Annotated in this window: 20 protein-coding genes and 1 tRNA gene; 10 read left to right on the top strand and 11 right to left on the bottom strand. The window is 64.3% G+C overall.

Translation table 11 applies throughout. From position 1 onward, the window contains the following. Positions 1-47 precede the first annotated feature (47 nt). The 3 genes from KF730_RS11635 to KF730_RS11625 form a co-directional block, all read right to left on the bottom strand. Entirely contained in the window at positions 48-584 is a 537-nt protein-coding gene (locus KF730_RS11635; protein WP_294095298.1) for a molybdenum cofactor guanylyltransferase, read from the bottom strand. Then, the gene (gene fdhD, locus KF730_RS11630; RefSeq protein ID WP_294095294.1) at positions 581-1321 is read right to left on the bottom strand and encodes a formate dehydrogenase accessory sulfurtransferase FdhD; all 741 of its coding nucleotides are present in this window, start codon (positions 1319-1321) and stop codon (positions 581-583) included. Before fdhD ends, KF730_RS11635 begins: the two co-directional genes overlap by 4 nt. Positions 1322-2046: 725 nt before the next feature. Beyond that, positions 2047-4965: a TonB-dependent receptor gene (locus KF730_RS11625; protein WP_294095292.1), complete on the bottom strand. Its 2919-nt coding sequence runs from the start codon at positions 4963-4965 to the stop codon at positions 2047-2049. Between the two features lie 424 nt (positions 4966-5389). Here KF730_RS11625 and KF730_RS11620 point away from each other — a divergent pair, with 424 nt between their 5' ends. The 7 genes from KF730_RS11620 to KF730_RS11590 are packed head-to-tail and all read left to right on the top strand — an operon-like array spanning position 5390 to position 13136. After that, entirely contained in the window at positions 5390-6193 is an 804-nt protein-coding gene (locus KF730_RS11620) for a 2-keto-4-pentenoate hydratase (protein WP_365973468.1), read from the top strand. Between the two features lie 30 nt (positions 6194-6223). After that, positions 6224-7513, top strand: a complete 1290-nt coding sequence (locus KF730_RS11615) for an MFS transporter (protein ID WP_294095290.1) — start codon at positions 6224-6226, stop codon at positions 7511-7513. Positions 7514-7520: 7 nt separating this feature from the next. Further along, complete coding sequence (uxaC, locus tag KF730_RS11610) at positions 7521-8969, top strand: glucuronate isomerase (RefSeq protein ID WP_294095289.1); 1449 nt, start codon at positions 7521-7523, stop codon at positions 8967-8969. Positions 8970-8991: 22 nt separating this feature from the next. Then, positions 8992-9834 (top strand): 5-dehydro-4-deoxy-D-glucuronate isomerase, encoded by an 843-nt coding sequence (gene kduI, locus KF730_RS11605; protein WP_294095287.1) that lies wholly within the window; start codon positions 8992-8994, stop codon positions 9832-9834. After that, positions 9834-10589: a 2-dehydro-3-deoxy-D-gluconate 5-dehydrogenase KduD gene (kduD, locus tag KF730_RS11600; protein ID WP_294095286.1), complete on the top strand. Its 756-nt coding sequence runs from the start codon at positions 9834-9836 to the stop codon at positions 10587-10589. Before kduI ends, kduD begins: the two co-directional genes overlap by 1 nt. Further along, entirely contained in the window at positions 10586-11590 is a 1005-nt protein-coding gene (locus tag KF730_RS11595; protein WP_294095284.1) for a sugar kinase, read from the top strand. The genes kduD and KF730_RS11595 overlap by 4 nt, the downstream gene beginning before the upstream one ends. Then, positions 11577-13136: a carboxylesterase family protein gene (locus tag KF730_RS11590; protein WP_294095282.1), complete on the top strand. Its 1560-nt coding sequence runs from the start codon at positions 11577-11579 to the stop codon at positions 13134-13136. Before KF730_RS11595 ends, KF730_RS11590 begins: the two co-directional genes overlap by 14 nt. 68 nt (positions 13137-13204) lie before the next feature. Here the strand turns inward: KF730_RS11590 and KF730_RS11585 are convergent, their stop codons facing one another. Then, positions 13205-13384, bottom strand: a complete 180-nt coding sequence (locus tag KF730_RS11585) for a hypothetical protein (RefSeq protein ID WP_365973463.1) — start codon at positions 13382-13384, stop codon at positions 13205-13207. Between the two features lie 74 nt (positions 13385-13458). Beyond that, positions 13459-14811, bottom strand: a complete 1353-nt coding sequence (locus KF730_RS11580; RefSeq protein ID WP_294095280.1) for a pectate lyase — start codon at positions 14809-14811, stop codon at positions 13459-13461. Between the two features lie 142 nt (positions 14812-14953). On the opposite strand from KF730_RS11580, the gene KF730_RS11575 reads away from it, so the two are divergent. Continuing rightward, positions 14954-15985 carry a LacI family DNA-binding transcriptional regulator gene (locus tag KF730_RS11575; protein WP_294095278.1) on the top strand — a complete coding sequence of 344 codons (1032 nt, stop codon included), beginning with the start codon at positions 14954-14956 and terminating at the stop codon, positions 15983-15985. 71 nt (positions 15986-16056) lie between these two features. On the opposite strand, the gene KF730_RS11570 is transcribed toward KF730_RS11575, so the two are convergent. From KF730_RS11570 to KF730_RS11555, 4 genes are all read right to left on the bottom strand, one after another. Next, a tRNA-Thr gene (locus tag KF730_RS11570) sits at positions 16057-16132 on the bottom strand. A gap of 17 nt (positions 16133-16149) precedes the next feature. Next, entirely contained in the window at positions 16150-17010 is an 861-nt protein-coding gene (locus KF730_RS11565) for a hypothetical protein (RefSeq protein ID WP_294095276.1), read from the bottom strand. A gap of 139 nt (positions 17011-17149) precedes the next feature. Further along, positions 17150-17497, bottom strand: coding sequence for a hypothetical protein (locus KF730_RS11560; RefSeq protein WP_294095274.1), 348 nt, complete (start codon positions 17495-17497; stop codon positions 17150-17152). Continuing rightward, a complete protein-coding gene (locus tag KF730_RS11555; protein WP_294095272.1) occupies positions 17490-18809 on the bottom strand; it encodes a replication-associated recombination protein A in 1320 nt (439 codons plus the stop codon). Before KF730_RS11555 ends, KF730_RS11560 begins: the two co-directional genes overlap by 8 nt. A 195-nt stretch (positions 18810-19004) precedes the next feature. On the opposite strand from KF730_RS11555, the gene KF730_RS11550 reads away from it, so the two are divergent. Together KF730_RS11550 and KF730_RS11545 are read left to right on the top strand one after the other, a co-directional pair. After that, the gene (locus KF730_RS11550) at positions 19005-19592 is read left to right on the top strand and encodes a PadR family transcriptional regulator (protein WP_294095269.1); all 588 of its coding nucleotides are present in this window, start codon (positions 19005-19007) and stop codon (positions 19590-19592) included. Then, positions 19589-19912 carry a DUF2218 domain-containing protein gene (locus tag KF730_RS11545; RefSeq protein ID WP_294095268.1) on the top strand — a complete coding sequence of 108 codons (324 nt, stop codon included), beginning with the start codon at positions 19589-19591 and terminating at the stop codon, positions 19910-19912. The genes KF730_RS11550 and KF730_RS11545 overlap by 4 nt, the downstream gene beginning before the upstream one ends. Position 19913: 1 nt before the next feature. On the opposite strand, the gene KF730_RS11540 is transcribed toward KF730_RS11545, so the two are convergent. Next, on the bottom strand, positions 19914-20561 hold the full coding sequence (locus KF730_RS11540; protein ID WP_294095266.1) for a glutathione S-transferase family protein: 648 nt from the start codon (positions 20559-20561) through the stop codon (positions 19914-19916). Positions 20562-20564: 3 nt separating this feature from the next. Then, entirely contained in the window at positions 20565-22151 is a 1587-nt protein-coding gene (locus KF730_RS11535; RefSeq protein WP_294095264.1) for a Na+/H+ antiporter, read from the bottom strand. Positions 22152-22356: the final 205 nt, after the last annotated feature.

Here is a 22356-nt window from a genome sequence, read left to right as displayed (position 1 = left end):
CGACGTTTCGACAACTCCGCGGCCACGCAGGCCAGCGCTGCTACGGATCAGGATGGATCGCCAAGCAGGGCAAGGTCCGCGGCACGATTCACATTGACCGGCGCGGCGATCGCCAGTTCGGCCGCGCCCGCCAGCATCGCCCACCCGCGCACAGATCGGCGAGGATCGGTCAGAGCGAATTCGTGCAGACGCCCGGCCAACGCGACCGGCCAGACCCCGATAACGGGGCAATCGGCCAGGCACGCCGGCCCGGCCTGATCGCGCAACGCCGCGAATATCTCAGGGCCGATGCACGGTGTATCGCAAGGTACGGTGATCACAGACCCGAAACCGTTTGCCGCAGCATAATGCAGTGCCGCGTTGAAGCCGGCGAGCGGACCGAGGCCTGTTGTCGGGTAATCCGGCAGAAAGCGATTCTCGCCATGCGCGCGCCCGCAAATCACCAGTTCGTCGACCCACGGTCGCAGCGCCGCCACCACATGCTCGATCATCGCGCGGCCCTCGATCAGCGCGAGCGCCTTGTCGGACCCGAACCGGCTCGACCGGCCGCCAGCTATCACGGCGCCAAGCGTCCTGGCTTTCATTGTGCCGACAACAATGCGTCGGCACGTACGACGACATGAAGCGTCAGACCAGCTTCGCGGGCACGCCGCACGGCAAGGTCGGTCGGCGCGGAAATGGTGGCCAGCATCGGACAGCCGGACAGGGCCGCCTTCTCCACCAGCTCATACGAGCAGCGTGACGACAGCAGCGCGAAACCGCCGTTCCATTCCTCACCAGTGCGAAGCATCGCACCGATAAGCTTGTCGAAGGCATTGTGACGGCCGACGTCTTCGCGCACCGCCAGGATCGTGCCGTCCGGTGCACAGCGGGCAGCGCCATGGACCGCGCGCGTGGCCCGACCAAGCGGCTGTTGCGCGGCCAAGGCCGCCGCAGCGGTGAACATCGCCGCCGGATCACCGGTCCAGGGCGGAACGCGCGGTAGCGGCCTCAGGGCCTGCTCCAAGCTCTCGACACCGCATAAGCCGCAGGCGCTGTCGGAGGTTCGGTGCCGCACACGGTCGTAAATGCGATGCGCGGCGCGCGGTGCCAGCGCGACACGGACGATCCATCCTGCCGATATCGTCTCTATGGCCGTATCGAGAATATCGGTGGCTGCATCGATCAGTCTCTCGCCAAGTGCGAAGCCGTAGGTCAGGTCGAGCAGGTCGGCCGGCGTAGCCATCAACACCGCATAGCCGATGCCGTTGAATTCGAGCGCGACCGGTACCTCGGTCGCGAGTACTCGATCGACGCGCGAAGCGTCGCCGTCGCTCGTCAACCGCGCAAACGAATGATCAACCGATACGGTCAGGATGCGTCCTTTCGTAATGCGATGCCAATCTGGGGCTGGCGGTTGGGCTTATATCGCGAAAGATACCATTTTTCTCGATGGTCAGCGTGTCTTTAGACCCCGGGATACCAGATGCGTTGTGAGCGGATTGAGATATCGCGCATAGAGCGAGTGCTTGGTGGAGCCGTCAACTGAGCGCACATCACGATGGTCATCGCACGCGCTCGCCATCGGCGTTGTAGACCCTCACCTCACCGAAGTTCAGCTTCCGTATATCCGCCTCGATTTTCGACAGGTCGCCGACCACGAACCATGATCAGGAGAAGACACCGCAAGGGTGATTCGTTCGGAACCGCGTTCGAGCGGTCTAGTCGGGCAGGCCAATGGTGATGATGTCGGTCTACAGGACCGGATTCGCCGGTTGTGGCGCCCGGTCCATCGACCGCTTGCGCGCGGCATGGCCCGAGCCCTAGCGCGAGATCGAAGCCAGCTCGGCGGGGTGCGAACGGCGCATGCTCGATCTGCCGCACTGTTTGCGCAAAATGGGAGCAGGCCCTTTCAGGGGAGTTTCCGGCAGGGATGCCGGGGCGGCGGGCGAGGAGAGGTTCGCGGATGACGGGAGCGATCAGCAGCGCCTGACCGCTAGCTCACCAAAGAAAAGGCCGTCGCGCTCTTTGAGCGCGACGGCCGCTTCCCCCTTTAATTCCGTACCCTTACATCTTGAAGCGGGCACCGAACAAGATGGTACGACCGAAGTGGTTATACTCGTAGTTCCGGTTGGCATCGAGATCGGTGTAACGCGAGCGGTAATCGTCGGTGAGGTTCACGCCTTCCACCGAGAGCTCGAGATTCTCCAGCACCTTGTAGCGGATCGAGGCATCGACGTTGATTGCCCGGTTATAGCCTTCGAACACGTTGCCGGTGCCCGAGTTGGCATCGACATACGGCCCGCGATAGCTGGCCGAGACGCGCGCGCTGAACTTCGAATCCTCGTAATAGAGCGTGCCGTTGAACGCGGTCTTGGACAGGCCGAACAGCGTCGATCTGCGCGTCGTGGCGACGTTGGCGCCGCCCGGCGTCACCGACGGTCCCGCAACGTTGTACACCGCCGAGGAGTCGACGAAGGTAGCATTCACGATGCCGCCGAAGTTCTTGAAGATCCCCGGCAGGAAGGTGAACGGCGCCTGGAGCGAAAGCTCGATGCCCTTCAGCTTGGCGCCTGCACCATTGACGTTGCCGGTGATCGACCAGAGCTGGCCCTCAGGATTGATGAAGGCCGGCGAACTGGGCGGCAGCACCGACAGCGGCAATCCGGTCGAGGCGAAAGTGCCGCTACGGACGGCCGAGACCGGGAAGCTTTCGATATCCTTCTTGAACACCGCGACCGAAGCAATCGACTGCGGCGCGAAATACCATTCGAGCGCGAGGTCATAGGCCGTGGCGCGGAACGGATCGAGGAACGGATTGCCGAAGGTGACGCGGTAGTTGAAGCCGTCCACCGAGCCACCCGGCGTAAGGTTGCCGAGCGTTGGCCGGGTGATGACCTTGCCGATCGCGCCGCGGATGATGAAGTTCTGGCTCGGATAGAGCGCGAGATTCATCGACGGCAGCCAATCCTCATAGTCACGCTTGACCGTGACGAGGGTGCCGCTGCTCAAGCCGCTCGAGGTCTGATCCGTGCGCGCATAGCGGACGCCGCCGTTGAACGCATAGTCGAGCCCGAACGCCTGGCCCTTGGCATCGAACTGCAGATAGCCGCCCTTCACTTCCTCGGTAACGCTGCGGTTGTTGCCCGCATCGAGCGCCGGGGTGCGGTTGTAGAGGCCGGTGAACGCCGCCGAGCGCTCGATGTTCGGCACCAGCCAAGTGTTAGTATTGCCCGAAGGCTGGCCGGCATTGCCGAGTGTGAAGCTCTCGCTGAGCCCGCTTGCCGGGAAGCCGTAGATCGCCGCGGGGCCGAACGCTGACGAAGCCGAGCAGGTGATCGTGCGCAGGACGATATCGAGCCCACCATTGCCGCAGACCACCGCGTCGCGGGTGAAGGCGACCGAGTTGAACTGGAAGCGGCGATACATCGCACCGGCCTTGACCGTGAAGCCGTCGGCCACATCCCATTCGGTGCGCAGCTGCGCGGTGCGGAAGCGGTTGGTGACGTTCGACGGACGGTCACGGATTTCGGCGAGCTGGAAATTGGATTCCTGCGTGACGCTGGTGCCGAAGGTGATCCGCGGCGACCACATATTGGTATAGTCGAACTGGAAGTTCTGCGCGTCGCGATCGTCGAACACGAAGGTGGTCTCGACCGGGATATCGGCGTTCGACTTGGAGACGCCGCCGAGCAGGGTGAAGCGGAAGCTGTCGCCCAGCTCCTGATCCCAGCTGCCGCCGACCTGATAGAATTCGGTCTCCGACTTGCGGAGATAGTGCTCGGTGCGGACCCAGGCATCGTTGAGCGTGCCGGTGGTCATGGTGTTGTTGGCACCAACGGTGAAGTTGACCAGGTCGATCGAGCGCTCGTTCGAGCGGAGCAGCACTTCGCCCCATTTCTCCTCGCGGGTCTCCTTGAAGCGCGAGTAAAGCGCGTCGAGCGAGATCTTGGTCGCGTCGGTCGGCGCCCATTGGACGCTGCCGGTCAGGCCCAGACGCTCGCGATCGTGGCGGACCTCGCCGTAGCGCGGGATGCGCGGGTGGAAGGCCAATGCCGCCTGATCGCATGCGGCGCTGGAGCGATAGACGCCGCCGGAATTGGGCGACGGCGTCGCGCTGGCGGCGCTGGTGTACCAGCAGGGCGTGCCGTTGACCGAGTCGAAGCGTGCTTGCGCCCAGCGGACGGTGTTGTTGCCGAGCTCGAGATTGTTGGTCTTCTGATAGGCGCCCGAGACCGAGATGCCGAAGGTGCCGTCCGGGTTCTTCCACGACAGCAGGCCGGCGATGCGCGGCCCGACCTTCTTGCTGAGATCGTTATAGCTTCCCTGCACGTTGGCGACGGCGGTGAAGCCGTATTTGCCGCCGAGCGGATTGCCGGTGTTGAGATCGACCACGGCGCCGAGCGAGCCCTCGTCGAGCGAGGGTTCGGCGGTCTTGTGAACCACCAGGCTGTTGAATAGCTCGGACGCGAAGACGTTGAAATCGAAGGCGCGGTCGCGATTGGCGCTGGCGCCGTCGGTCGAGGTTGCGACGGTCTCAAGGCCGTTCAGGCGGACGCGGGTGAACTGGGCGCCGAGACCGCGGACGGTGATCGCGCGGCCCTCGCCGGCGTCACGCTGGATCGAGACGCCGGGGATACGCTGCAGCGATTCGGCGAGGTTCTGATCGGGGAACTTGGCGATATCTTCCGCGACGATCGCATCCACGGCCGAAACCGAGTTGCGCTTGACGTTGATCGCGGCGCCCAGCGACTGGCGGAAACCGGTAACAACGATGCCCGGATCTTCCTGGGTATCGGGATCGGCTTGGGTGGTGGGCACGTCCTGCGGGGCTGTAGCGGCTGCCGCCGGAACCTTGTCATCACGCGCAGGTGTAGCGGTGTCATGAGGTAAAGCGGCGGCGAGGGCCGAAGCGGGCGCGATCATACCCAGTGCGAGCGCCGCCATGGAGGCGCCGCCAAGCGCCCAAGAAACCTGAACCTTCATCATCCGCCTCCTTTGCGCCGCCCTGAGCGGCGCGTGGTTTAAGCCGATTCGTGCTGGGCTTGTGCCAGTCGCGAAACCGCATCGAATATCGGGGAGGTGGCCTGCACCGCAGGGTTTTCTTCCAGCCTCACCTGAGCGCGCCATTCTTGCGATGGCCTCACTCTAATCCAGTTACGGGTAACCGGTGTCAAGAAAACTATCGAGCCTTGAAAAGCGTGTCAACTGCGGCTGCGCGACGTTGACGTCTCGGTTTGACACCGGTAGCATAGGCACTGTCCACCCGCCTGTGAAAATGCATGCGGCACAGGGGCATTTGGAGATGGAAGGCCGCTCAAGCAATCTCCGCCGAAGATGTGAGCCGCGCGAATCGCGCCGGCGTTTTTAGGCGGAGGAGCGATGGGCGACCGGGGCGAAGGAAACCGCGTTGATCGAAGGACGGGAAACGGCCGAAGCTATTGCGCAGGCGTTCGTCGATGCACGCCGAACCGGGACCGCACTGGCGGAGTATCCGGGTGCACTGCCTGAATCGTTGGACGAGGCCTATGGCATCCAGAAGGCCGCGATTGGTTTATTCGCGCGCCGGATCGCCGGTTGGAAGGTTGGACGCATCGCCGACCAACTCGTCGATACCTATGGCAGCAATCGCATTACCGGGCCGATCTTCGCCGACAGCGTAGTCGAGGCAGATGGCGATGCGGCACCGGAAATGCCGGTGTTCGCCAATGGCTTTGCCGCCGCCGAGGCGGAGTTCCTTCTGCGCGTCGGAAACCTCCCGGCCAGCTTCGACCGAGAATGGACCAATGCGGCCGTTGCCGAATATGTCGATGCGGTTCGCATCGGCATCGAATTGGCCAGCTCGCCATTTCCCGGCATCAACCTGCATGGCCCCGCTGTCACCGTCTCCGATTTCGGCAATAATAACGGGTTGGTGATCGGCAGGGCGCTCGACTCGAATAGTCGTTTTCTTGAGTGGAGGGTGGCGCTAACAATTGACGGCGAGGTTGCGGGGACCGGTACTGCCGCTACGATGCTCGACGGGCCGTTTGGCGCAGTGCGTTTCCTGTTCGAGCTCGCACGGGACCGTCAGCTGCCGCTGGCGCCCGGCCAGTGGATCTCGACCGGCGCCGTGACGGGCGTCCATCCGGTGCGCCCCGGCGCACAGGTGGAGGCCAGTTTCGGCGATGGCATGCGTGTTCGGTGCAGAATTGGTGTAAATCACCACGGCTGATCCGCGATAAAAAGCGGCTGGGAGAGAGAGATGGCGATAGTGAGTGAGGGCGGACCCGCTTCGGTTCCGCGCGCGGGGCGCTTCCGCTGGATGATCGTCGGGCTGCTCTTCGCGGCGACCACCGTGAATTATATCGACCGCACCATGCTCGGCTTGCTCGCACCCGGGCTTGGCAAGGAACTGGGGTGGAGCGAGAACGACTATGGCAACATCGTCGTCGCCTTCCAGTTCGCCTATGCGATGGGCTTTCTGGTGATGGGATGGCTGATCGACCGCTTCGGCCCGAAGATCGGCTATGCGCTGGCGATCACGGTGTGGACGATCGGCCATGTCGCGCACGGCTTTGCCGGATCGGTGACGTCGTTCATGGCCGCGCGCGTGTTCCTCGGTATCGGTGAGGCGGGGCATTTCCCGTCGGTCGTGCGTGCGAGCAGCGAGTGGTTCCCCCAGAAAGAACGCGCCTATGCCATCGGCTGGGTCAACAGCGCGACGACGGTGGGCGTGATCCTGACCGCGCCGACGCTGTGGCTGTTTATGACGTGGCTGGGCTTTGGCTGGCGCGAGACGTTTATCTACACCGGGCTGTTTGGCGTGGTGCTGTTGGCGCTGTGGCTCAAGATCTACAGCAATCCGCGCGAGAGCGGGAAGGTGAGCGAAGTCGAGCTGGCCTGGATAGAACATGACCCGCCCGAGCAGGTCGCGCGCATCGGCTGGGGCCGGATCGTCACCAAGCGCGAGGCCTGGGCGTTCGCGATCGGCAAGTTCCTCACCGATCCGGTTTGGTTCCTGATGCTGTTCTGGCTGCCCAAATATTTCAGCACGACCTACAATGTCGATCTCAAGGTGGTGCTGCTGCCGATGATCGCGATGTATATCCTGTCCGATATTGGCAGCATCGCTGGCGGCTGGCTTTCTTCGAAGCTGATCCACAACGGCCGCAGCGTCAATTTCGCGCGTAAGGTGACGATGCTGATCTCGGGCTGCTGCGTGCTGCCCCTGTTGTTCGTCACCGGCGTCCAGAATATGTGGTTGGCAGTGTTGCTGATCGGCATCGCGCTGGCCGGACACCAGTCCTTCTCGTCGAACATCCTGTCGATCCCGCCCGATATGTTTCCGAAGCGCGCGGTCGGTTCGGTGATCGGGCTCGGCGGTTTCGCGGGCGGCGTTGGCGGCATGATCATGTCGAAGTCGACGGGCCTCGTGCTCGACGCGACGCACGGCAATTACACGATCATCTTCGCGGTCTGCACGGTGACCTATTTCGTCGCGGTACTCGCGATTCATCTGCTGAGCCCGCGGCTCGAGCGGGCAAAGATCTGAGGCTGAGATGACGCGTCTCCTCAAGCTCGATCCCGACCGGCTGTTCCCGACCGAGGAGCGCGCGCGGGGCATCGCCCGGGCGCTCTACAAGGAAGTGGCGGGGCTGCCGATCATCAGCCCGCACGGCCATACCGATCCGACCTGGTTTTCGACCAACGCCAATTGGTCGAACGCCACCGAATTGCTGCTGTCGCCGGATCATTATCTCTACCGGATGCTCTATTCGCAGGGCATCGACCTGGCGGCTTTATGCGTGCCGGACAAGCAGGGGGCACCGGCAACCGATCCACGCGCGGCGTGGCGGACGCTGGCGGCGAACTGGCATCTGTTTCGCGGCACGCCGTCGAGCATGTGGCTGGGTCATGTGTTTGGCGAGGTGTTCGGGTTCGAGGTGGCGTTCGATGCTTCCACCGCCGATTTCTACTATGACACGATCAACGCCAAGCTGGCGACCGACGCGTTCAAGCCGCGCGCCTTGTTCGATCGGTTTGGGATCGAGTTTCTCGCCACCACAGAGGGGCCGCAGGACGATCTCGCCCCGCACCACGCAATTCATGCCAGCGGATGGCAGGGGCGGGTGGTCACCACCTATCGCCCCGACGCCGTGATCGATGTCGAGCATGAGCAGTTCGCCGGGGCGATGCGGGTGTTCGCCGAGAAGACCGGCGAGGACGTGTATTCGTGGGAAGGCTATCTCGCCGCGCACCGCAAGCGCCGGGCGGACTTCCGTGCGGCGGGAGCGACCGCGACCGATCACGGTCATCCGACGGCGATGACGGCGGACCTTTCGAAGGACGAGGCCGAGCGGCTGTTCAACACCATATTGTCGGATGCCTGGACGCCCGCCGATGCCGAGCTGTTCCGCGCGCAGATGCTGACCGAGATGGCGGCGATGAGCGCCGAGGACGGCATGGTGATGCAGATTCATCCGGGCAGTTTCCGCAATCATAATGGCGGGCTGTTCGCCAGCCATGGGCGCGACAAGGGCGCGGACATCCCGATGCGAACCGATTATGTCCATGCGCTGAAGCCGCTGCTCGACCGCTTCGGCACCTCGACCGATCTGTCGATCATCCTCTTCACGCTCGACGAGACGGTCTATGCCCGCGAGCTGGCGCCGCTGGCCGGGCATTATCCTTGTCTCAAACTGGGTCCGAGCTGGTGGTTCCATGACAGTCCCGAGGGCATGCGCCGCTTCCGCGAGCAGGTCACGGAGACGGCCGGCTTCTACAACACTGTCGGCTTCAACGACGATACCCGCGCCTTCCTGTCGATCCCCGCACGCCACGATGTCGCGCGCCGCGTCGATTGCGCGTTCCTCGCGCGGCTGGTCGGCGAGGGGCGGTTGCTCGACTGGGAAGCCGCGGAGCTGGCGTACGAGCTGACCAACGGGCTGGTGCGCAAGGCGTACAAGCTCGATCAACCCGCGCCGGCGCCCGTCGCCGCCGCGGCCTGATATTCAATCAACGGAGTAACCCATGTTCGACCGCACCTATTACGCCACCCATCCCGACATGATGGAGTGCGTCTCGAACGAGGAATTGCGCGACCGTTATCTGATCGACGGCCTGTTCCGCGACGGTGAGTGCGTGCTCAACTACACGCACGCTGATCGCTTCGTGATCGGCGGCGTCGCGGTCAAGAACGACAGCGTCAGGCTCCCCGATCAGACCGAGCCGGCATCGGCGGCGGGCCATCCTTTTCTGGAGCGGCGCGAGCTGGCAATCGTCAATGTCAGTGGCGTCGAGGGTACGGTCGAAGTCGATGGCGACCGTTACACGCTCGGCAACAAGGACTGCCTGTATGTCACCATGGGCGCCAGGGAGGTGCTGTTCATGGGTGATGGCGCGCGCTTCTATCTCGCCTCGTGCCCGGCGCATAAGGCTTTCGAGACGCGCAAGCTTTCGATCGCCGATGCCAACAGGCTCGACCGCGGCTCGTTGGAAGAGTCCAACGAACGCTCGATCTACCAGCTCGTCATCCCCGGCGTCTGCGACAGCGCGCAGCTGGTGATGGGTCTGACCGTGCTCAAGCCCGGCAGCGTCTGGAACACGATGCCGCCGCACATCCATGAGCGCCGCAGCGAGATCTATTTCTATTTCGAATTAGACGACACCGCGAAGGACCGGGTGTTTCATTACATGGGTGAAGGGGAGGCGACCCGGCACATCGTGATGCAGAATGAGGAGGCGGTGATCAGCCCGCCCTGGTCGATCCATATGGGCGCGGGGACCAAGGCCTATGCCTTCATCTGGGCGATGGCCGGCGAGAATCAGGACTATACCGACATGAACGTCCTCGACATCTGCCAGTTGGCATAATGGCGGGGCTCTTCGATCTCAGCGGCCGCGTCGCGGTAGTCACCGGCGCCAATACCGGCATCGGCCAGGGCATCGCCCTGGCGCTGGCGGCGGCGGGGGCAGACATCGCCGCTGTCGGCCGCAGCGCCGCAACCGAGACTGTCGAGAAAGCCCGTGCGCTGGGCCGCCGTGCCGAGATCATTTCGGCCGATCTCTCGACTATCGAACCTGTTGGCAGAGTCGTGGACGAAGCAGTGGAAAAGCTGGGGAAGATCGACATCCTCGTCAACAATGCCGGGATCATCCGCCGCAACGATTCGATCGATTTCACCGAGGAGGATTGGGACGCGGTGGTCGATACCAATCTGAAGTCCGTATTCTTCCTGTGCCAGGCGGCGGCGAAGAAGATGATCCCGCAAGGCGGCGGCAAGATCATCAATATCGCGTCGATGCTGACCTTTCAGGGCGGCATTCGCGTGCCTAGCTATACTGCGTCCAAATCGGGGATTGGCGGGCTGACCAAGCTGCTCGCCAATGAATGGGCGAGCAAGGGCATCAACGTCAACGCCATCGCGCCGGGCTATATCGAAACCAACAACACCACGGCGCTGCGGGCGGATCAGGACCGCAACAAGTCGATCCTCGATCGTATCCCGGCGGGCCGCTGGGGCTCTCCCGATGACATGGGCGGCGCGGCGGTGTTCCTCGCCTCCTCGGCTTCGGATTATGTGCAGGGACATATCCTCGCCGTCGATGGCGGGTGGCTGGCGCGATGACCGCGGTCTTCTTCGGCGAGCTGTTGCTGCGGCTTTCGCCCCCAGGGCGCGAGTTGCTGCTCCAGACGCCGAAGCTCGAGGTCAATGTTGGCGGGGCAGAGGCGAATGTCGCGATTGGGCTGGCGTGCCTGGGCCACAAGGTCCGGATGGTCAGCGCGGTTGCGGACAATCCGCTGGGTGCGGCGGTGATCGGCGAGCTCCGGCGGCGCGGCGTCGATACCTCGACCGTGGCCAGCGAGATCGGACGATTGGGACTGTATTTCCTGACGCCCGGCGCGGGATTGCGCGCTTCCGAGGTCGTCTATGACCGCGCGCATTCGGTGTTCGCGGCGCGCTGTGCCGAGAGCTGGGACTGGGATGCGGCGCTAGACGGCGCGACCCGGCTGCATCTTTCCGGGATCACCCCGGCGCTGGGGCCGAACTCGGCCGCTGCAGCCATCGCCGCCGCCGAAGCCGCCACCGCGCGCGGCGTGCCCGTGTCGTTCGACGGCAACTACCGCGCGAAATTGTGGGAAGCGTGGGACAGTGACCCCAAGGCGGTGCTGACCAGGCTGATCGGTCATGCCGACATATTGTTCGGCAACCACCGCGATATCTCGCTGCTGCTCGGCAAGACCTTCTCGGGTGACGGCGCGGATCGCCGTCGCGAGGCTTCGGAAGCGGCGTTCGCTGCCTTCCCCAAGCTCCAGATCATCGCCAACACCGCCCGCCATGTCGTCGATGCCGATAGCCACCGGGTCTCGGCGCGCGTCGATACGCGCGGTGGTGGGCACCAGACCGATGAGGTGACCATCGCCGGCATCGTCGACCGGATCGGTGCCGGTGATGCCTTTGCGGCGGGGGTGTTGCATGGGCTGTCGCGGGGCGGCGATTCCGCGATGGCGGCCAATACGGGCCTCGCGTTGACCGCGCTTAAGCATTCGCTGCCGGGGGACGCCAGCCTGTTCGGACAGTCCGATATCGACGCCTTCCTGGAGGGAGAGTTGGATGTCCGCCGATGACGGGATCTCCCGCCGCGCGCTGATCGGGTCGGGGGCCGCGTTGGCGATTCTTCCGTCGCGGGCCAGTGCCGAAACTTCGCCCATTGTCGATGCGCCGGCGGGCCGCTTTGTCGGGCAACGGTCGCCGGGCAGGTTGGGCGACCGGCGTACCGAGCATTTTCTGGGCATACGCTATGGCCGCGCGGAACGCTTTCGCGCGCCACAGCCGGTGCCGCGGCGGACAGGACTGGCGGATGCGGGGCAGTTCGGGCCGGTCGCGCCCCAGCGTGGGCTTGCCGATTCGAAGTCCGAGGACTGCCTGTTCCTCAACATCTGGAAGCCCGCTTTCGAGGTGGCGAAGCCGCGCCCGGTGATGGTCTATTTTCACGGCGGCGCCTATTCCAATGGCAGCGTTACCGATCCCCAGAATGACGGTCATCCATTGGCCGCGACCGAGGATGTGATCGTGGTGACCGTCAATCACCGGCTCAATGCGTTCGGCTTCCTCTATCTTGCCCGGCTCGATCCGCGCTTTTCCGACAGCGGCAATCTTGGGCAGCTCGACCTGATCCTCGCGCTCCAGTGGATCAAGGCCAACATCGCGGCGTTCGGCGGCGATCCGAATCGAGTGTTCGTGTTCGGCCAATCAGGCGGCGGCGCCAAGATCGCGACACTGATGGGGATGCCGGCGGCCAAGGGGCTGTTCCGTTCCGCCGCGACGATGAGCGGGCAGCAGGTCACTGCGTCGGGGCCGCTCAACGCCCACAAGCGCACCTTGGCCTATCTCGACCGGCTTGGCGTGAAGCCGGACAACCTCCAGCCTTTGCTCGACATGCCGATGGAGAAATTGATCGAGGCCACCGACGCGGTCGATCCGATCATGGGTGGCGGAGTCTATTTCGGACCGGTGCTCGATATGAAATGGCTGACGCGCCATCCCTTCTGGCCCGATCCCAATCCGCAATCGAACCATATCCCGATGATCCTCGGCAACACGCATGACGAGACGCGGGCGTTCATCGGACCGGACACAGTGAAGGAGCTCAACTGGGATAATATCGCGGCGCGGATGGCGCCTGAATTGCGCATGGATCTGCCCCCCGAATGGATCGTCGCACAGTATCGTGCGCACTTTCCGTCCGACACGCCCGAGCAGCTATTCTATCGCGCGACCACGGCTGGGCGTAGCTGGCCGGGACAGGTGATCGAAGCAGATGCCCGCGCGGCGGCAGGAGCCAAGGCGACCTGGGTCTATCAGTTCGATTATCAATCACCGGTGAAGCCCGAGCGCGGCGCTCCGCATGCGAGCGACATCGCGATGGTGTTCGGGACGCTGGGTGCGCCGGGATCGATCAGCGGTACCGGTCCTGCCGCGCAGAAACTCAGCCGGCAGATGATGGCCTCGTTCGCGTCACTGGCACGTACCGGCAAGGTGGATTGGACGCCTTATACGCTGCCCGATCGCGCGACGATGGTGTTCGATGCCGAGAGCCGTGTCGTCAACGATCCGCGCAAATGGGAGCGCGAGCTGTTTGCGCGCGTGCCCTATATTCAGCCAGGCAGCTGATCGCGCCACCAATCGGCATGGGGCGTGTTTTCGATTGTGTTGCGGTTGAGATCGGGCGCACCATCGTCTCACCACACCGGGCCGCGTTGGCCAAGCGCGACCTTGGCGGCCTGAACCGCGGCGCGCCTCTTGCGCATTGCGGCGTCATTCTCCGCATCGCGGATCGCGCGGCGGGCTGCCAGCAGCTTACGGACAAGCCGCTCACGCTCGTCCCCAGGCAGATCGGGGCGAGTGGTGCGCCACAGCACGCCATCAACGATGATGTAGCGGCCATCCGGTGTGCAGGGCGGGCCGGTCGTCCCCGCGCAACGCTTGGGGAAGCTTACTGCTTCCCGTCACCCCGCATCGCCTGATCACGCGTGCTCAGCTTCTCGCGAAGCTCGCCGGTCTGGCCGGGGTAGCGACCCGATTTTGGTTCCATCGTCACGAGATCCCAATCAGCCTCGACGAACGGCGCCTTGGTTGGCTTGTACGCCGGGTAGGCGCTGACATCGGTCTCGTCGTTGATGATGTCGCCGCGGCCCTCGGCGACGAAGAACAGGACGCGGATATCCTCGGCGTCGCGATCCCATGGTCGGGCGCCGGCGGTATTCAGAACGCTGGTCTCGACATCGGCGGAGGGCAACACCGTCATGCCGGCAAGGCTCGCCAGCGGCTTCTTCGCCTCGATGATCCTCGCCCGGGTTTCGCCGTAGCGGCCGAACATCGGCAGCCTGTTGCCGTGGCGGTCGACCGCGCGATTGTCCTTGCCGTAATAGGCGAGGTCGCCATCACCGCCGATCATCAGGAAGGGCAGATTCTCGTCGGTGTCGTTGCCGCCGCGCAGGACGTTGCCGACCGCGGTGATCTCGCCGGTGACATAGGGATGGTCTCCCCATTCGAGCGCCATGAGGTTGTAATGCACCGCGCGGTGGCCGGGATTGTAGATGAGATTGTTGACCATCAGCACCTGCGCGCCGCCCTTCACCAGCGGGTGGCGCTCAACATTGTGCGCCCAGATGTTGCGATAGAAGACGATGCCGGTGGTGTTGTCGTGGATCAGCGACCCCTTCGAATGCTCGCCCTTGGGATGCGAGGAGTCCGCCAGTCCCTCGGCGGCGAGGTTGTTCGAGAAGGTGACGTTGCGGCTGGTATGCTCGCGCCACTCGGCGAGGTTCGCGCCGTCGAAACGAGGGCCGCTGGCGGACATGTTCTCGTCGATGGCCCAGGTGAAGGTGTTGTGATCGATCACCACGTCCTTGGCGGCGACGGTCGAGAAGGCGTCGGCCTCCCAACCGCTGCGCTTGGGCTGGCCATCGGCGCCGGTGCGCACCCGGATATGGCGGATGATGACGTCGTGCGTCTTCACGTCGATCCCGGTCTTGATCAGCGTGATGCCGGGCGAGGGAGCGGTCTGCCCGGCGATGGTAAGATAGGGCTCCGTGATCGTCAGCGTCGTGCGGTGGAGATCGATTACCCCGCCGACTTCGAAGACGACGATGCGCGGGCCCTTGGCCTCTACCGCCGACTTGAACGAACCGGGGCCGTCGGGATCGAGATTGGTCACGCGGATGATCTGGCCGCCGCGTCCGCCGGGCGTCTGCGCCGCGGGGCCGACCGCGCCGGGAAAGGCGCTCTGGGCATGAGCGGGGGCGCTGGCGAGCAGCAGGGCGAGCGGTAGCGCCAGGAACTTCATAGCTATGTGCCTCTCGATCATATCCAGCTTATGATACCGGTTACCTAACCTGTATTGCGCCAGTTTTTCCGCGATGCAAGCGCCGTATAATTGTCTCTAGGGACAGTATCGCTTTGGCTTGCGAGCCATTATAGCTAAGGCGATGCAAAGAACCGGCAAGCCCACTATCAACGATGTCGCGCGGATCGCCGGCGTTTCCAAGAAAACCGTCAGCCGGGTCATCAACCGCTCGCCGTTGCTCAACGCGGATACGCGCGGCAAGGTCGAGGCCGTCATCGCCGAGCTTGGCTATGTCCCCAATGTCCAGGCGCGCGCGCTGGCGCTGCGCCGCAATTTCCTGATCGGGCTGATCCACGACAATCCTAACGCGCAGATGGTGATGAACGTGCAGGCCGGCATGCTCGAGGCGATGCGCGAGACCGAGTTCGAGTTGATCGTCCGCCCGATCGACCGCGGTTCGTCGACGATGCTCGAGGATGTGCGCAATTTCCTCGAACGGCAGCGGCCCTATGGGGTGATGATCCTGCCGCCGATCTCCGAGAACGACATGCTCGCCGATCTCTGCAACGATCTCGGCATCCGCTATGTGCGCATGGGCTCGGCGACACTAGACGATCCCGAACATATGGTCGCATCGAATGATCGCGAGGTGGTGATCGAGGCGGTCAATCACCTGATCAAGCTGGGACATCGCCGGATCGGGCTGATCGCCGGGCCGCACGGCTTCCGCTCGGCGCGCGAGCGGCGCAAGGGCTTTGAGGAAGCGCTTGTGGCGGCGGATATCAAGCTGCCGCGCAGCCTGATCGCCGACGGCAATTACACCTTCGAATCCGGGCTGGCGGCCGCCGACCGGCTGCTCGATCTGTCGCCGCGGCCGACCGCGATCTTCTCTTCGAACGACGAGATGGGCGCGGCGACGCTCCACGCGGCGCGGCGGCGCGGGATGACGGTGCCCGACGATCTCTCGATCATCGGCTTCGACGATACCGCCATCGCCAACCATATCTGGCCGCCGATGACGACGGTGCACTGGCCGATCATCTCGATGGCGCGCTCGGCGGCGCTGAAGCTGCTCGCGGACTTTTTCGGGGACGATATCGCGAGCGAGGAGCCGTCACTGTTCACTTCGACGCTGATCCACCGCGCCAGCGTGGCGCCGCCCAGGGGCGAATAGGTAACGGCCCCCGTAGCGTCCGCAAGGCCGACGGCCGCTCGAGCTTGTTGCGAGGCGCTTCCAAACAAAAATGGTGCCGGTTGCAGGAATCGAACCCGCGACCTTCGGTTTACAAAACCGCTGCTCTACCAGCTGAGCTAAACCGGCACGCGGGCTCCAATGGCTCAGGGGACGCCGAAGGTCCAGCCCTCGGTTTGTGCGAGTTCGGGGGTTAGCTTTGCGGGCGACCACAATTCCGGCTGGTTCGCGGCCACGCGGAGCCATGCCGCGCTTAGGATCGCATCCGTGGCATGGTCGTCATAGCGGGCGAGCGGGGCGTGGGGCTGGGAGCCGAACGCTGAGAGCATCGTATCTAGTGTTTCGGCATCGCGGACCTTTGAGATGCCCTTGCGCATCCCCGCCAGCCGCGCGGCCAGCGAGGTGTAAATCTCCACCAGGACCGGCCCGGTCTCTGGCAGCGGATCGAACGGCCATATCCCGATCTTGCCGCGCAGGCGGTGGAGCACGCGCATGCCGGTCAGGCTCGATTTGCCAACCTGCGATGCGCCGACGAGGTTGAAACAGCTATAGGGTGAGAGACGCATCGCTTCCTGGCCATGTTCGCAGACCCGGAAGCGGCCGCGGCCGGGCGGAAACAGGTCGCCGCAGTCGCCGCGCTGGCGGAAATGGCGGCGGGCGTCGGGGTGCGCGATGAAGCCGGTGGCGGCGAGGTGGGGATCGTCGGAGGTGAGTTCATCGACGAGCGCCCAGAGGGTGCGGGCGTCGCGCGGGGAGCGATCCCAGCCAGGGAAATAGGCGCCTTCGTCGTGGAAGGGGAACGCGGGGGAGAGGTCGAGGCCGATCAATGCGCGGGTGCCGGTATCGGCTAATTCAGCGAGATATTCGAGGATGTCCTGTCGCGACCAATTGCGCTCGATCAACTCCGGCGCAGCGGTGCCGGTGCGACAAAGGGCGACGGCGAGGCCCTTGGGGCGCTCGACGGCCTGACCGGACCAGTCGATGGCGATGAAGGTGGTGAAGTCCATCAGACCCTCCCCGGAACGGGGAGGGGGACCAGCCGCAGGCTGGTGGAGAGGGCCTGCCGCGGGGGTAGCGCTTGTGGAGAGCCCCCTCCGTCAGCGCTGCGCGCTGCCACCTCCCCGGTCCGGGGAGGATTGAAAGGAGTCACGGCCGCTCCTCGATCCCCGCCGCCACACGTTGTGGTTTCTTCATCCGGTCCCACCAGGCACGCTGGATATAGAGCTCGACCCGTTCGCGGCTGTCGGTGCCGTAGCGGACGAGGAGCATCGGATAGTTGCGGTAATGATCGGTCTGCCAGAAGGTCTCGGGATCGGTCTCGAACAGGATTTGCTTCTCGGCATTGGCCACCGACAGCGCGAAGCTGCCTTTCTCGCGGCCGGGGGCCATAAAGCCCTTGGCGTTGATCTTGGGACACATGCTGCCCCACCATGACGCCATCTCGACACCCGGGAGGGAGAGAGCGTAGGCGCAGGCTTCGTCCCAATCACGCATCGCGCAATTTCTCCCGCATCTCGTTCCACCACGCCATGCGCTCGGCGATGCGCCTTTCCACGCCGCGGTCGGTGGGCGTGTAGAAGACCTGCGGCGTCATTTCCTCCGGCCAGTAATTGTCGCCGGAAAAGCCATGCTCTGTATCGGGGTCGTATTGGTAGCCCTTGCCGTAGCCGATCTCCTTCATCAGCTTGGTGGGGGCGTTGAGGATGTTCTGGGGCGGCATCAGCGAGCCGGTTTCCCTGGCCGATTTCCACGCCGCCTTCTGCGCCTTGTAGCTCGACACCGATTTGGGCGCGGTGGCGAGGTAGAGACAAGCCTGGACGATCGCCAGTTCGCCCTCGGGCGAGCCGAGGAATTCATAGGTATCCTTGGCGGCGATGCACTGGACCAATGCTTGCGGGTCAGCGAGGCCGATATCCTCGACCGCCATCCGTACCAGCCGGCGCAGCACGTAGAGCGGCTCCTCGCCGGCGGTGAGCATGCGGGCGAGATAATAGAGTGCCGCCTGGGGATCGCTGCCGCGCACCGATTTATGGAGCGCGGAGATGATGTTGTAGTGGCCTTCGCGATCCTTGTCGTAGACCGCGACGCGGCGCTGGAGGAACTCACCCAGCGCCTGCGGATCGAGTGGGGCGGGGAAGCTTACCGAGAACAGCGTCTCGGCCTGATTAAGCAGGAAGCGGCCGTCGCCGTCCGCGCTGGCGACGAACGCGTCGCGCGCCTCCGGCGTGACGGGGAGAGGCTTGTCCTCCAGCTCCTCGGCGCGGTCGAGCAGCTTGCACAGCGCCTTGTGGTCAAGGCGGTGGAGGATCAGCACCTGCGCGCGGCTGAGCAACGCGGCGTTGAGCTCAAAGCTGGGATTTTCGGTGGTCGCGCCGACCAGGGTGACGGTGCCGTCCTCGACAAAAGGTAGGAAGCCATCCTGCTGGGCGCGATTGAAACGGTGGATCTCATCGACGAACAGGAGCGTCTTGCGGCCGATCCGGGCGTGTTCCTTTGCCTCCGCAAAGACCTTTTTGAGCTCCGCCACGCCCGAGAACACCGCCGAGATCGCGACGAAGCGCAGGCCGACGGCGTCGGCGAGCAGGCGGGCGATGGTGGTTTTGCCGGTGCCGGGCGGCCCCCACAGGATGATCGAGCTGAGCTTCCCCGCCGCGACCATGCGCCCGATCGCGCCTTCGGGGCCGGTGAGATGTTCCTGACCGACGACATCGCCCAGCTGCTGCGGGCGCAGGCGATCGGCGAGGGGGCCGCCCAGCGGCTCTTCGGCAAGCGGTTCTTGTTCCTGGGGGCCGAAAAGGTCTGTCATCTGAGAGGGAAGATAGGCGCTCTTGCCCTGTCCGTCATCCCGGCGAACGCCGGGACCCAGGGTTACTCAGCCTTGCGTTTCATCACCCTGGGTCCCGGCGTTCGCCGGGATGACGAAAAAATATGCGTCCGCCTTGCATAAACTCTTTCAAGATATATCTTGTAGCCATCAAGACTCGCTACATAAGGATTTTACATGCGATTTGGATTTCATCACGGCCGTCACGAGCGCGGCCACAATCATGACCGCAACTGCGGTCCGCGCGGCTTCGGTGGGCCGTTTGGTGGGATGGGTCATCCCGGCAGGGAAGGTGGCCGTGGACGGCGGATGTTCGACGGTGGCGAGCTTCGTCTGATCCTGCTTAAGCTGATCGAAGAGAGCCCGCGTCACGGCTATGACCTGATCCGCGAGATCGAGGAGCGGACGGGTGGCGCCTATGCCCCGAGCCCGGGCGTCGTCTATCCAACGCTGACGATGCTCGACGACATGGACCTGATCGCCGAGCACAAGGCCGAGGGCGCCAAGAAGTCGTTCGCGATCACTGAGGCCGGTACCGCGCACCTTGCCGAACATGCCGATCAGGTGGCGGCGCTGTTCGAGCGGCTGGCGCACCTCGCCTCGCATCAGGCGCGCACCGATGGCGGACCGATCCGCAGGGCGATGGGCAATCTCCGCGTCGCGTTGCAGAACCGGGTGAGCGCCGAGGGTGTTGATGCAAACACCCTGCACGATGTCGCCGCGATCCTTGACGAGGCGGCACAGAAGATCGAGCGGCTTGCATGACGGCGACGACGGTTAGCGCGCTGGCGGTGGTTCCCACTGCCAGCGCCAGCAGATACCTCCAGCAATTGTGCAAGCATTGGTCGCACAATCTTCAGGTCGAGTTCACGCCCGAGAATGGCACGGTGATCTTTCCGCGCGATGCGCGTGGCGCGGATTGGCCGGGCGATGCGGTGGTGAAGTTCAATGTTGCCGATGCCGGGCTGGAGGTGCGAATCGACGCGTCGAGCGACGGGCAGCTGGAAGGGTTGAAAGGCGCGGTCGCGCGCCACCTTGATCGCTTCGCGTTTCGCGAGGCGCCGCTTCGCTTCGACTGGGGCTAGATCAGTCGGGTAAGGTCAGTGAGGCAGCCCAGGCTTTGGTCGCCTCGCACACGTCCATCGCCCGCCAATAGGCGTCGCGCTCGGTGGTACGGGCGATATAGGCCCGCTCCGCCGCACCGAGCGCGACGCCGCCGGCGCGTTGCGCGAATTCGAGCGCGTAGGTCACCGAGATATCGGCGGCGGTGAAGTGCTCGCCGGCCATATAGGACGCGCGGTCGAGCTGGCGAACAACGAGCCCGAGGCGGCTGTGGAAGGTCTCCAGCGCCTTGCGCGATCCCCAATTGTCGCGCTCGGCCTCGGGCGCGAGGATCTTGGCGACAACGAAGAAGAACATCGAGGCGGCGAGCCCGGCTTCGCCGAGGTGGAGAAATTGCTGATAGGCGGCAAACGCCGGGTCGTGCGGCGATGGCACGAGCGGGCTCGGGCCGTAGCGGGCGAGCAGATATTCCATGATCGCGATCGATTCGACCATGGTGACGTCGCCGTCCTGGATGGCGGGTATGAAGCCGGCGGGGTTGACGCGCAGGAATCCGGGGTCGTTGTCGACACCGGCAAGCATGTCGACCGGCCGCAGCCGATAGGGCAAGCCCATTTCCTCGAGCAGCCAGGCGACCCGGAAGCCACGGCCTTCGCCGAACAGGGTGATCATCGGCTAATCCTCGCCTCGCTGCAGGACGATGCCCATTTCCTCGACATCGATGTCACGTTCCAGCTCATGGAGCACTTCGTCCTCGATATGGCCTTCGCGGTGGAGGCGGATAAGCTCGATCCGGCTGGCGGCGATCGCCTCCAGCACCACGTCGAAATGCGGGCGCAGCTTCTCCATCGCCTCAGGGGCGTTTTCGGCATAGCGCTCGATCATCTTGACCCGCTTCTGGTGCTGTTCAAGCAATTGCGGGTGGATCAGCGTGCCGTCCGCATCATAGGCCAGCTCCTCGACCCTGGCGGTGCGGGCACGGGCCATCGCCGCTTCGGTGGCGGCCATATCCATCCGCGCGGGTGGATCGAGATCCTGCGGGGCGATCTTGCCGATCAGCCAGCCCAGGCTCGATCCCTGACCTACGACGGTGACGAAGATCACCGCGAAGGCCGAGATCAGCATCAGATCACGGCCTGGCATGTCGATGGGCAGGGTCAGCGGCACCGCCAGCGTGACGACGCCGCGCATCCCCGCCCAGCTGAGCACGGTCGCCTGTCGCGCGCCGAGCGGGCGGGCGGTCTTCAAGCCTGTCTTGCGCAGCGCGGTCAGGATCGCGTCCTGCCCGAACACCCAGATGAAACGAGTCACCGCCACGGTCAGCACCACCGCGATCACCGCCTGAACCATTGGAACGGGGATGGCCTCGATCCCGCCGATGCGCTCGAGCGCGCCGCGCAGCGAGAAGCCGATCAGGATGAACACCATCGCTTCCAGCACGAAAGTCAGGATCTGCCAGAACGATCCACCGAGCAGCCGCACCGCCGCCGACATCACGGTGTGCTGATACCAGCCGAGGACCAACCCGGCGGTAACCGCGGCGATGACACCCGAAACGTGGAGCGCCTCACCGGCCAGATAGGCGGTCCAGCCGAGCAGGGTGGTCGCGATGACGATCAGCATCCGGTCGTGGAGTTTCTTCGCGACGAACACCCAGAGCGCGCCGACGGCGAGGCCGACGATCACCCCGCCGATCGCTACGACAAAGAACATGCCGACCGCCTCGCCGGCATGGAACACGCCGCTCAGCGTGGCCGCGACGGCGAAGCGGAACAGGATCAGGCCGGTAGCGTCGTTGAGCAGGCTTTCACCTTCGAGCAGCGCGGTGAGACGACGGGGCAGGGGCACGTCCTTGAGCACCGCGCGCGCCGAGACGGCATCGGGCGGGGAGACGATGGCACCCAGCGCGAAACAGGCGGACAGCGGCAGTTCGGGAACCAGCCAATGCACCACCAGACCGACCGCCAGCGTCGTGAACACCACCGCTCCGACGGCGAGCGACAGGATGCCGGGCAAATGCCGGCGGAAGCGGCCGAGCGCGGTGGAATAGGCGCCATCGACGAGCAGCGGCGGCAGGAACAGCACCAGCGCCAGCTCGGGATCGAGCGAAATGTCGGGCAGGCCGGGAATGAAGGCAAGCGCGCCGCCGCCGACCAGCAGGGCGGTGGCGGGCGGCAGGCGGAGCTTCAGCGCCAGCCAATAAAGCCCGGTGACCATCGCCAGCAGGACAAGGACGAGCTCAAATGCTTCGACGGCATGCATCAGGCTTGGCTCCCCCTGAATTTGTCCAACGTTTAGGGAAATGACGGCTTAGCTTCACACTTTTCATGCGGATTGTGAAACTTCGTTATTCGCAAATGTAACAATATTATGCGAGCGGTAACGAGCAAGGTCGCGCGCAGAGGCATGGAAGCAAGATATCGCCCCGCGCCGATGTAGGACAGCAAAACCGGCACCCGCACCGACG

This window comes from Sphingomonas sp. (genome assembly GCF_019635515.1).
In the GTDB taxonomy this organism is placed as follows: Bacteria; Pseudomonadota; Alphaproteobacteria; order Sphingomonadales; family Sphingomonadaceae; genus Sphingomonas.
This window is presented reverse-complemented; position numbering and strand designations above follow the sequence as displayed.

Excerpts from the sequence above, each read along its gene's own strand:
- KF730_RS11635 (WP_294095298.1), bottom strand. The coding sequence starts at position 584 with ATGAAAGCCAGGACGCTTGGCGCCGTGATAGCTGGCGGCCGGTCGAGC.
- KF730_RS11625 (WP_294095292.1), bottom strand. The coding sequence starts at position 4,965 with ATGAAGGTTCAGGTTTCTTGGGCGCTTGGCGGCGCCTCCATGGCGGCG.
- KF730_RS11615 (WP_294095290.1), top strand. The coding sequence starts at position 6,224 with ATGGCGATAGTGAGTGAGGGCGGACCCGCTTCGGTTCCGCGCGCGGGG.
- uxaC (WP_294095289.1), top strand. The coding sequence starts at position 7,521 with ATGACGCGTCTCCTCAAGCTCGATCCCGACCGGCTGTTCCCGACCGAG.
- kduI (WP_294095287.1), top strand. The coding sequence starts at position 8,992 with ATGTTCGACCGCACCTATTACGCCACCCATCCCGACATGATGGAGTGC.
- kduD (WP_294095286.1), top strand. The coding sequence starts at position 9,834 with ATGGCGGGGCTCTTCGATCTCAGCGGCCGCGTCGCGGTAGTCACCGGC.
- KF730_RS11595 (WP_294095284.1), top strand. The coding sequence starts at position 10,586 with ATGACCGCGGTCTTCTTCGGCGAGCTGTTGCTGCGGCTTTCGCCCCCA.
- KF730_RS11590 (WP_294095282.1), top strand. The coding sequence starts at position 11,577 with ATGTCCGCCGATGACGGGATCTCCCGCCGCGCGCTGATCGGGTCGGGG.
- KF730_RS11580 (WP_294095280.1), bottom strand. The coding sequence starts at position 14,811 with ATGAAGTTCCTGGCGCTACCGCTCGCCCTGCTGCTCGCCAGCGCCCCC.
- KF730_RS11575 (WP_294095278.1), top strand. The coding sequence starts at position 14,954 with ATGCAAAGAACCGGCAAGCCCACTATCAACGATGTCGCGCGGATCGCC.
- KF730_RS11565 (WP_294095276.1), bottom strand. The coding sequence starts at position 17,010 with ATGGACTTCACCACCTTCATCGCCATCGACTGGTCCGGTCAGGCCGTC.
- KF730_RS11560 (WP_294095274.1), bottom strand. The coding sequence starts at position 17,497 with ATGCGTGATTGGGACGAAGCCTGCGCCTACGCTCTCTCCCTCCCGGGT.
- KF730_RS11555 (WP_294095272.1), bottom strand. The coding sequence starts at position 18,809 with ATGACAGACCTTTTCGGCCCCCAGGAACAAGAACCGCTTGCCGAAGAG.
- KF730_RS11550 (WP_294095269.1), top strand. The coding sequence starts at position 19,005 with ATGCGATTTGGATTTCATCACGGCCGTCACGAGCGCGGCCACAATCAT.
- KF730_RS11545 (WP_294095268.1), top strand. The coding sequence starts at position 19,589 with ATGACGGCGACGACGGTTAGCGCGCTGGCGGTGGTTCCCACTGCCAGC.
- KF730_RS11540 (WP_294095266.1), bottom strand. The coding sequence starts at position 20,561 with ATGATCACCCTGTTCGGCGAAGGCCGTGGCTTCCGGGTCGCCTGGCTG.
- KF730_RS11535 (WP_294095264.1), bottom strand. The coding sequence starts at position 22,151 with ATGCATGCCGTCGAAGCATTTGAGCTCGTCCTTGTCCTGCTGGCGATG.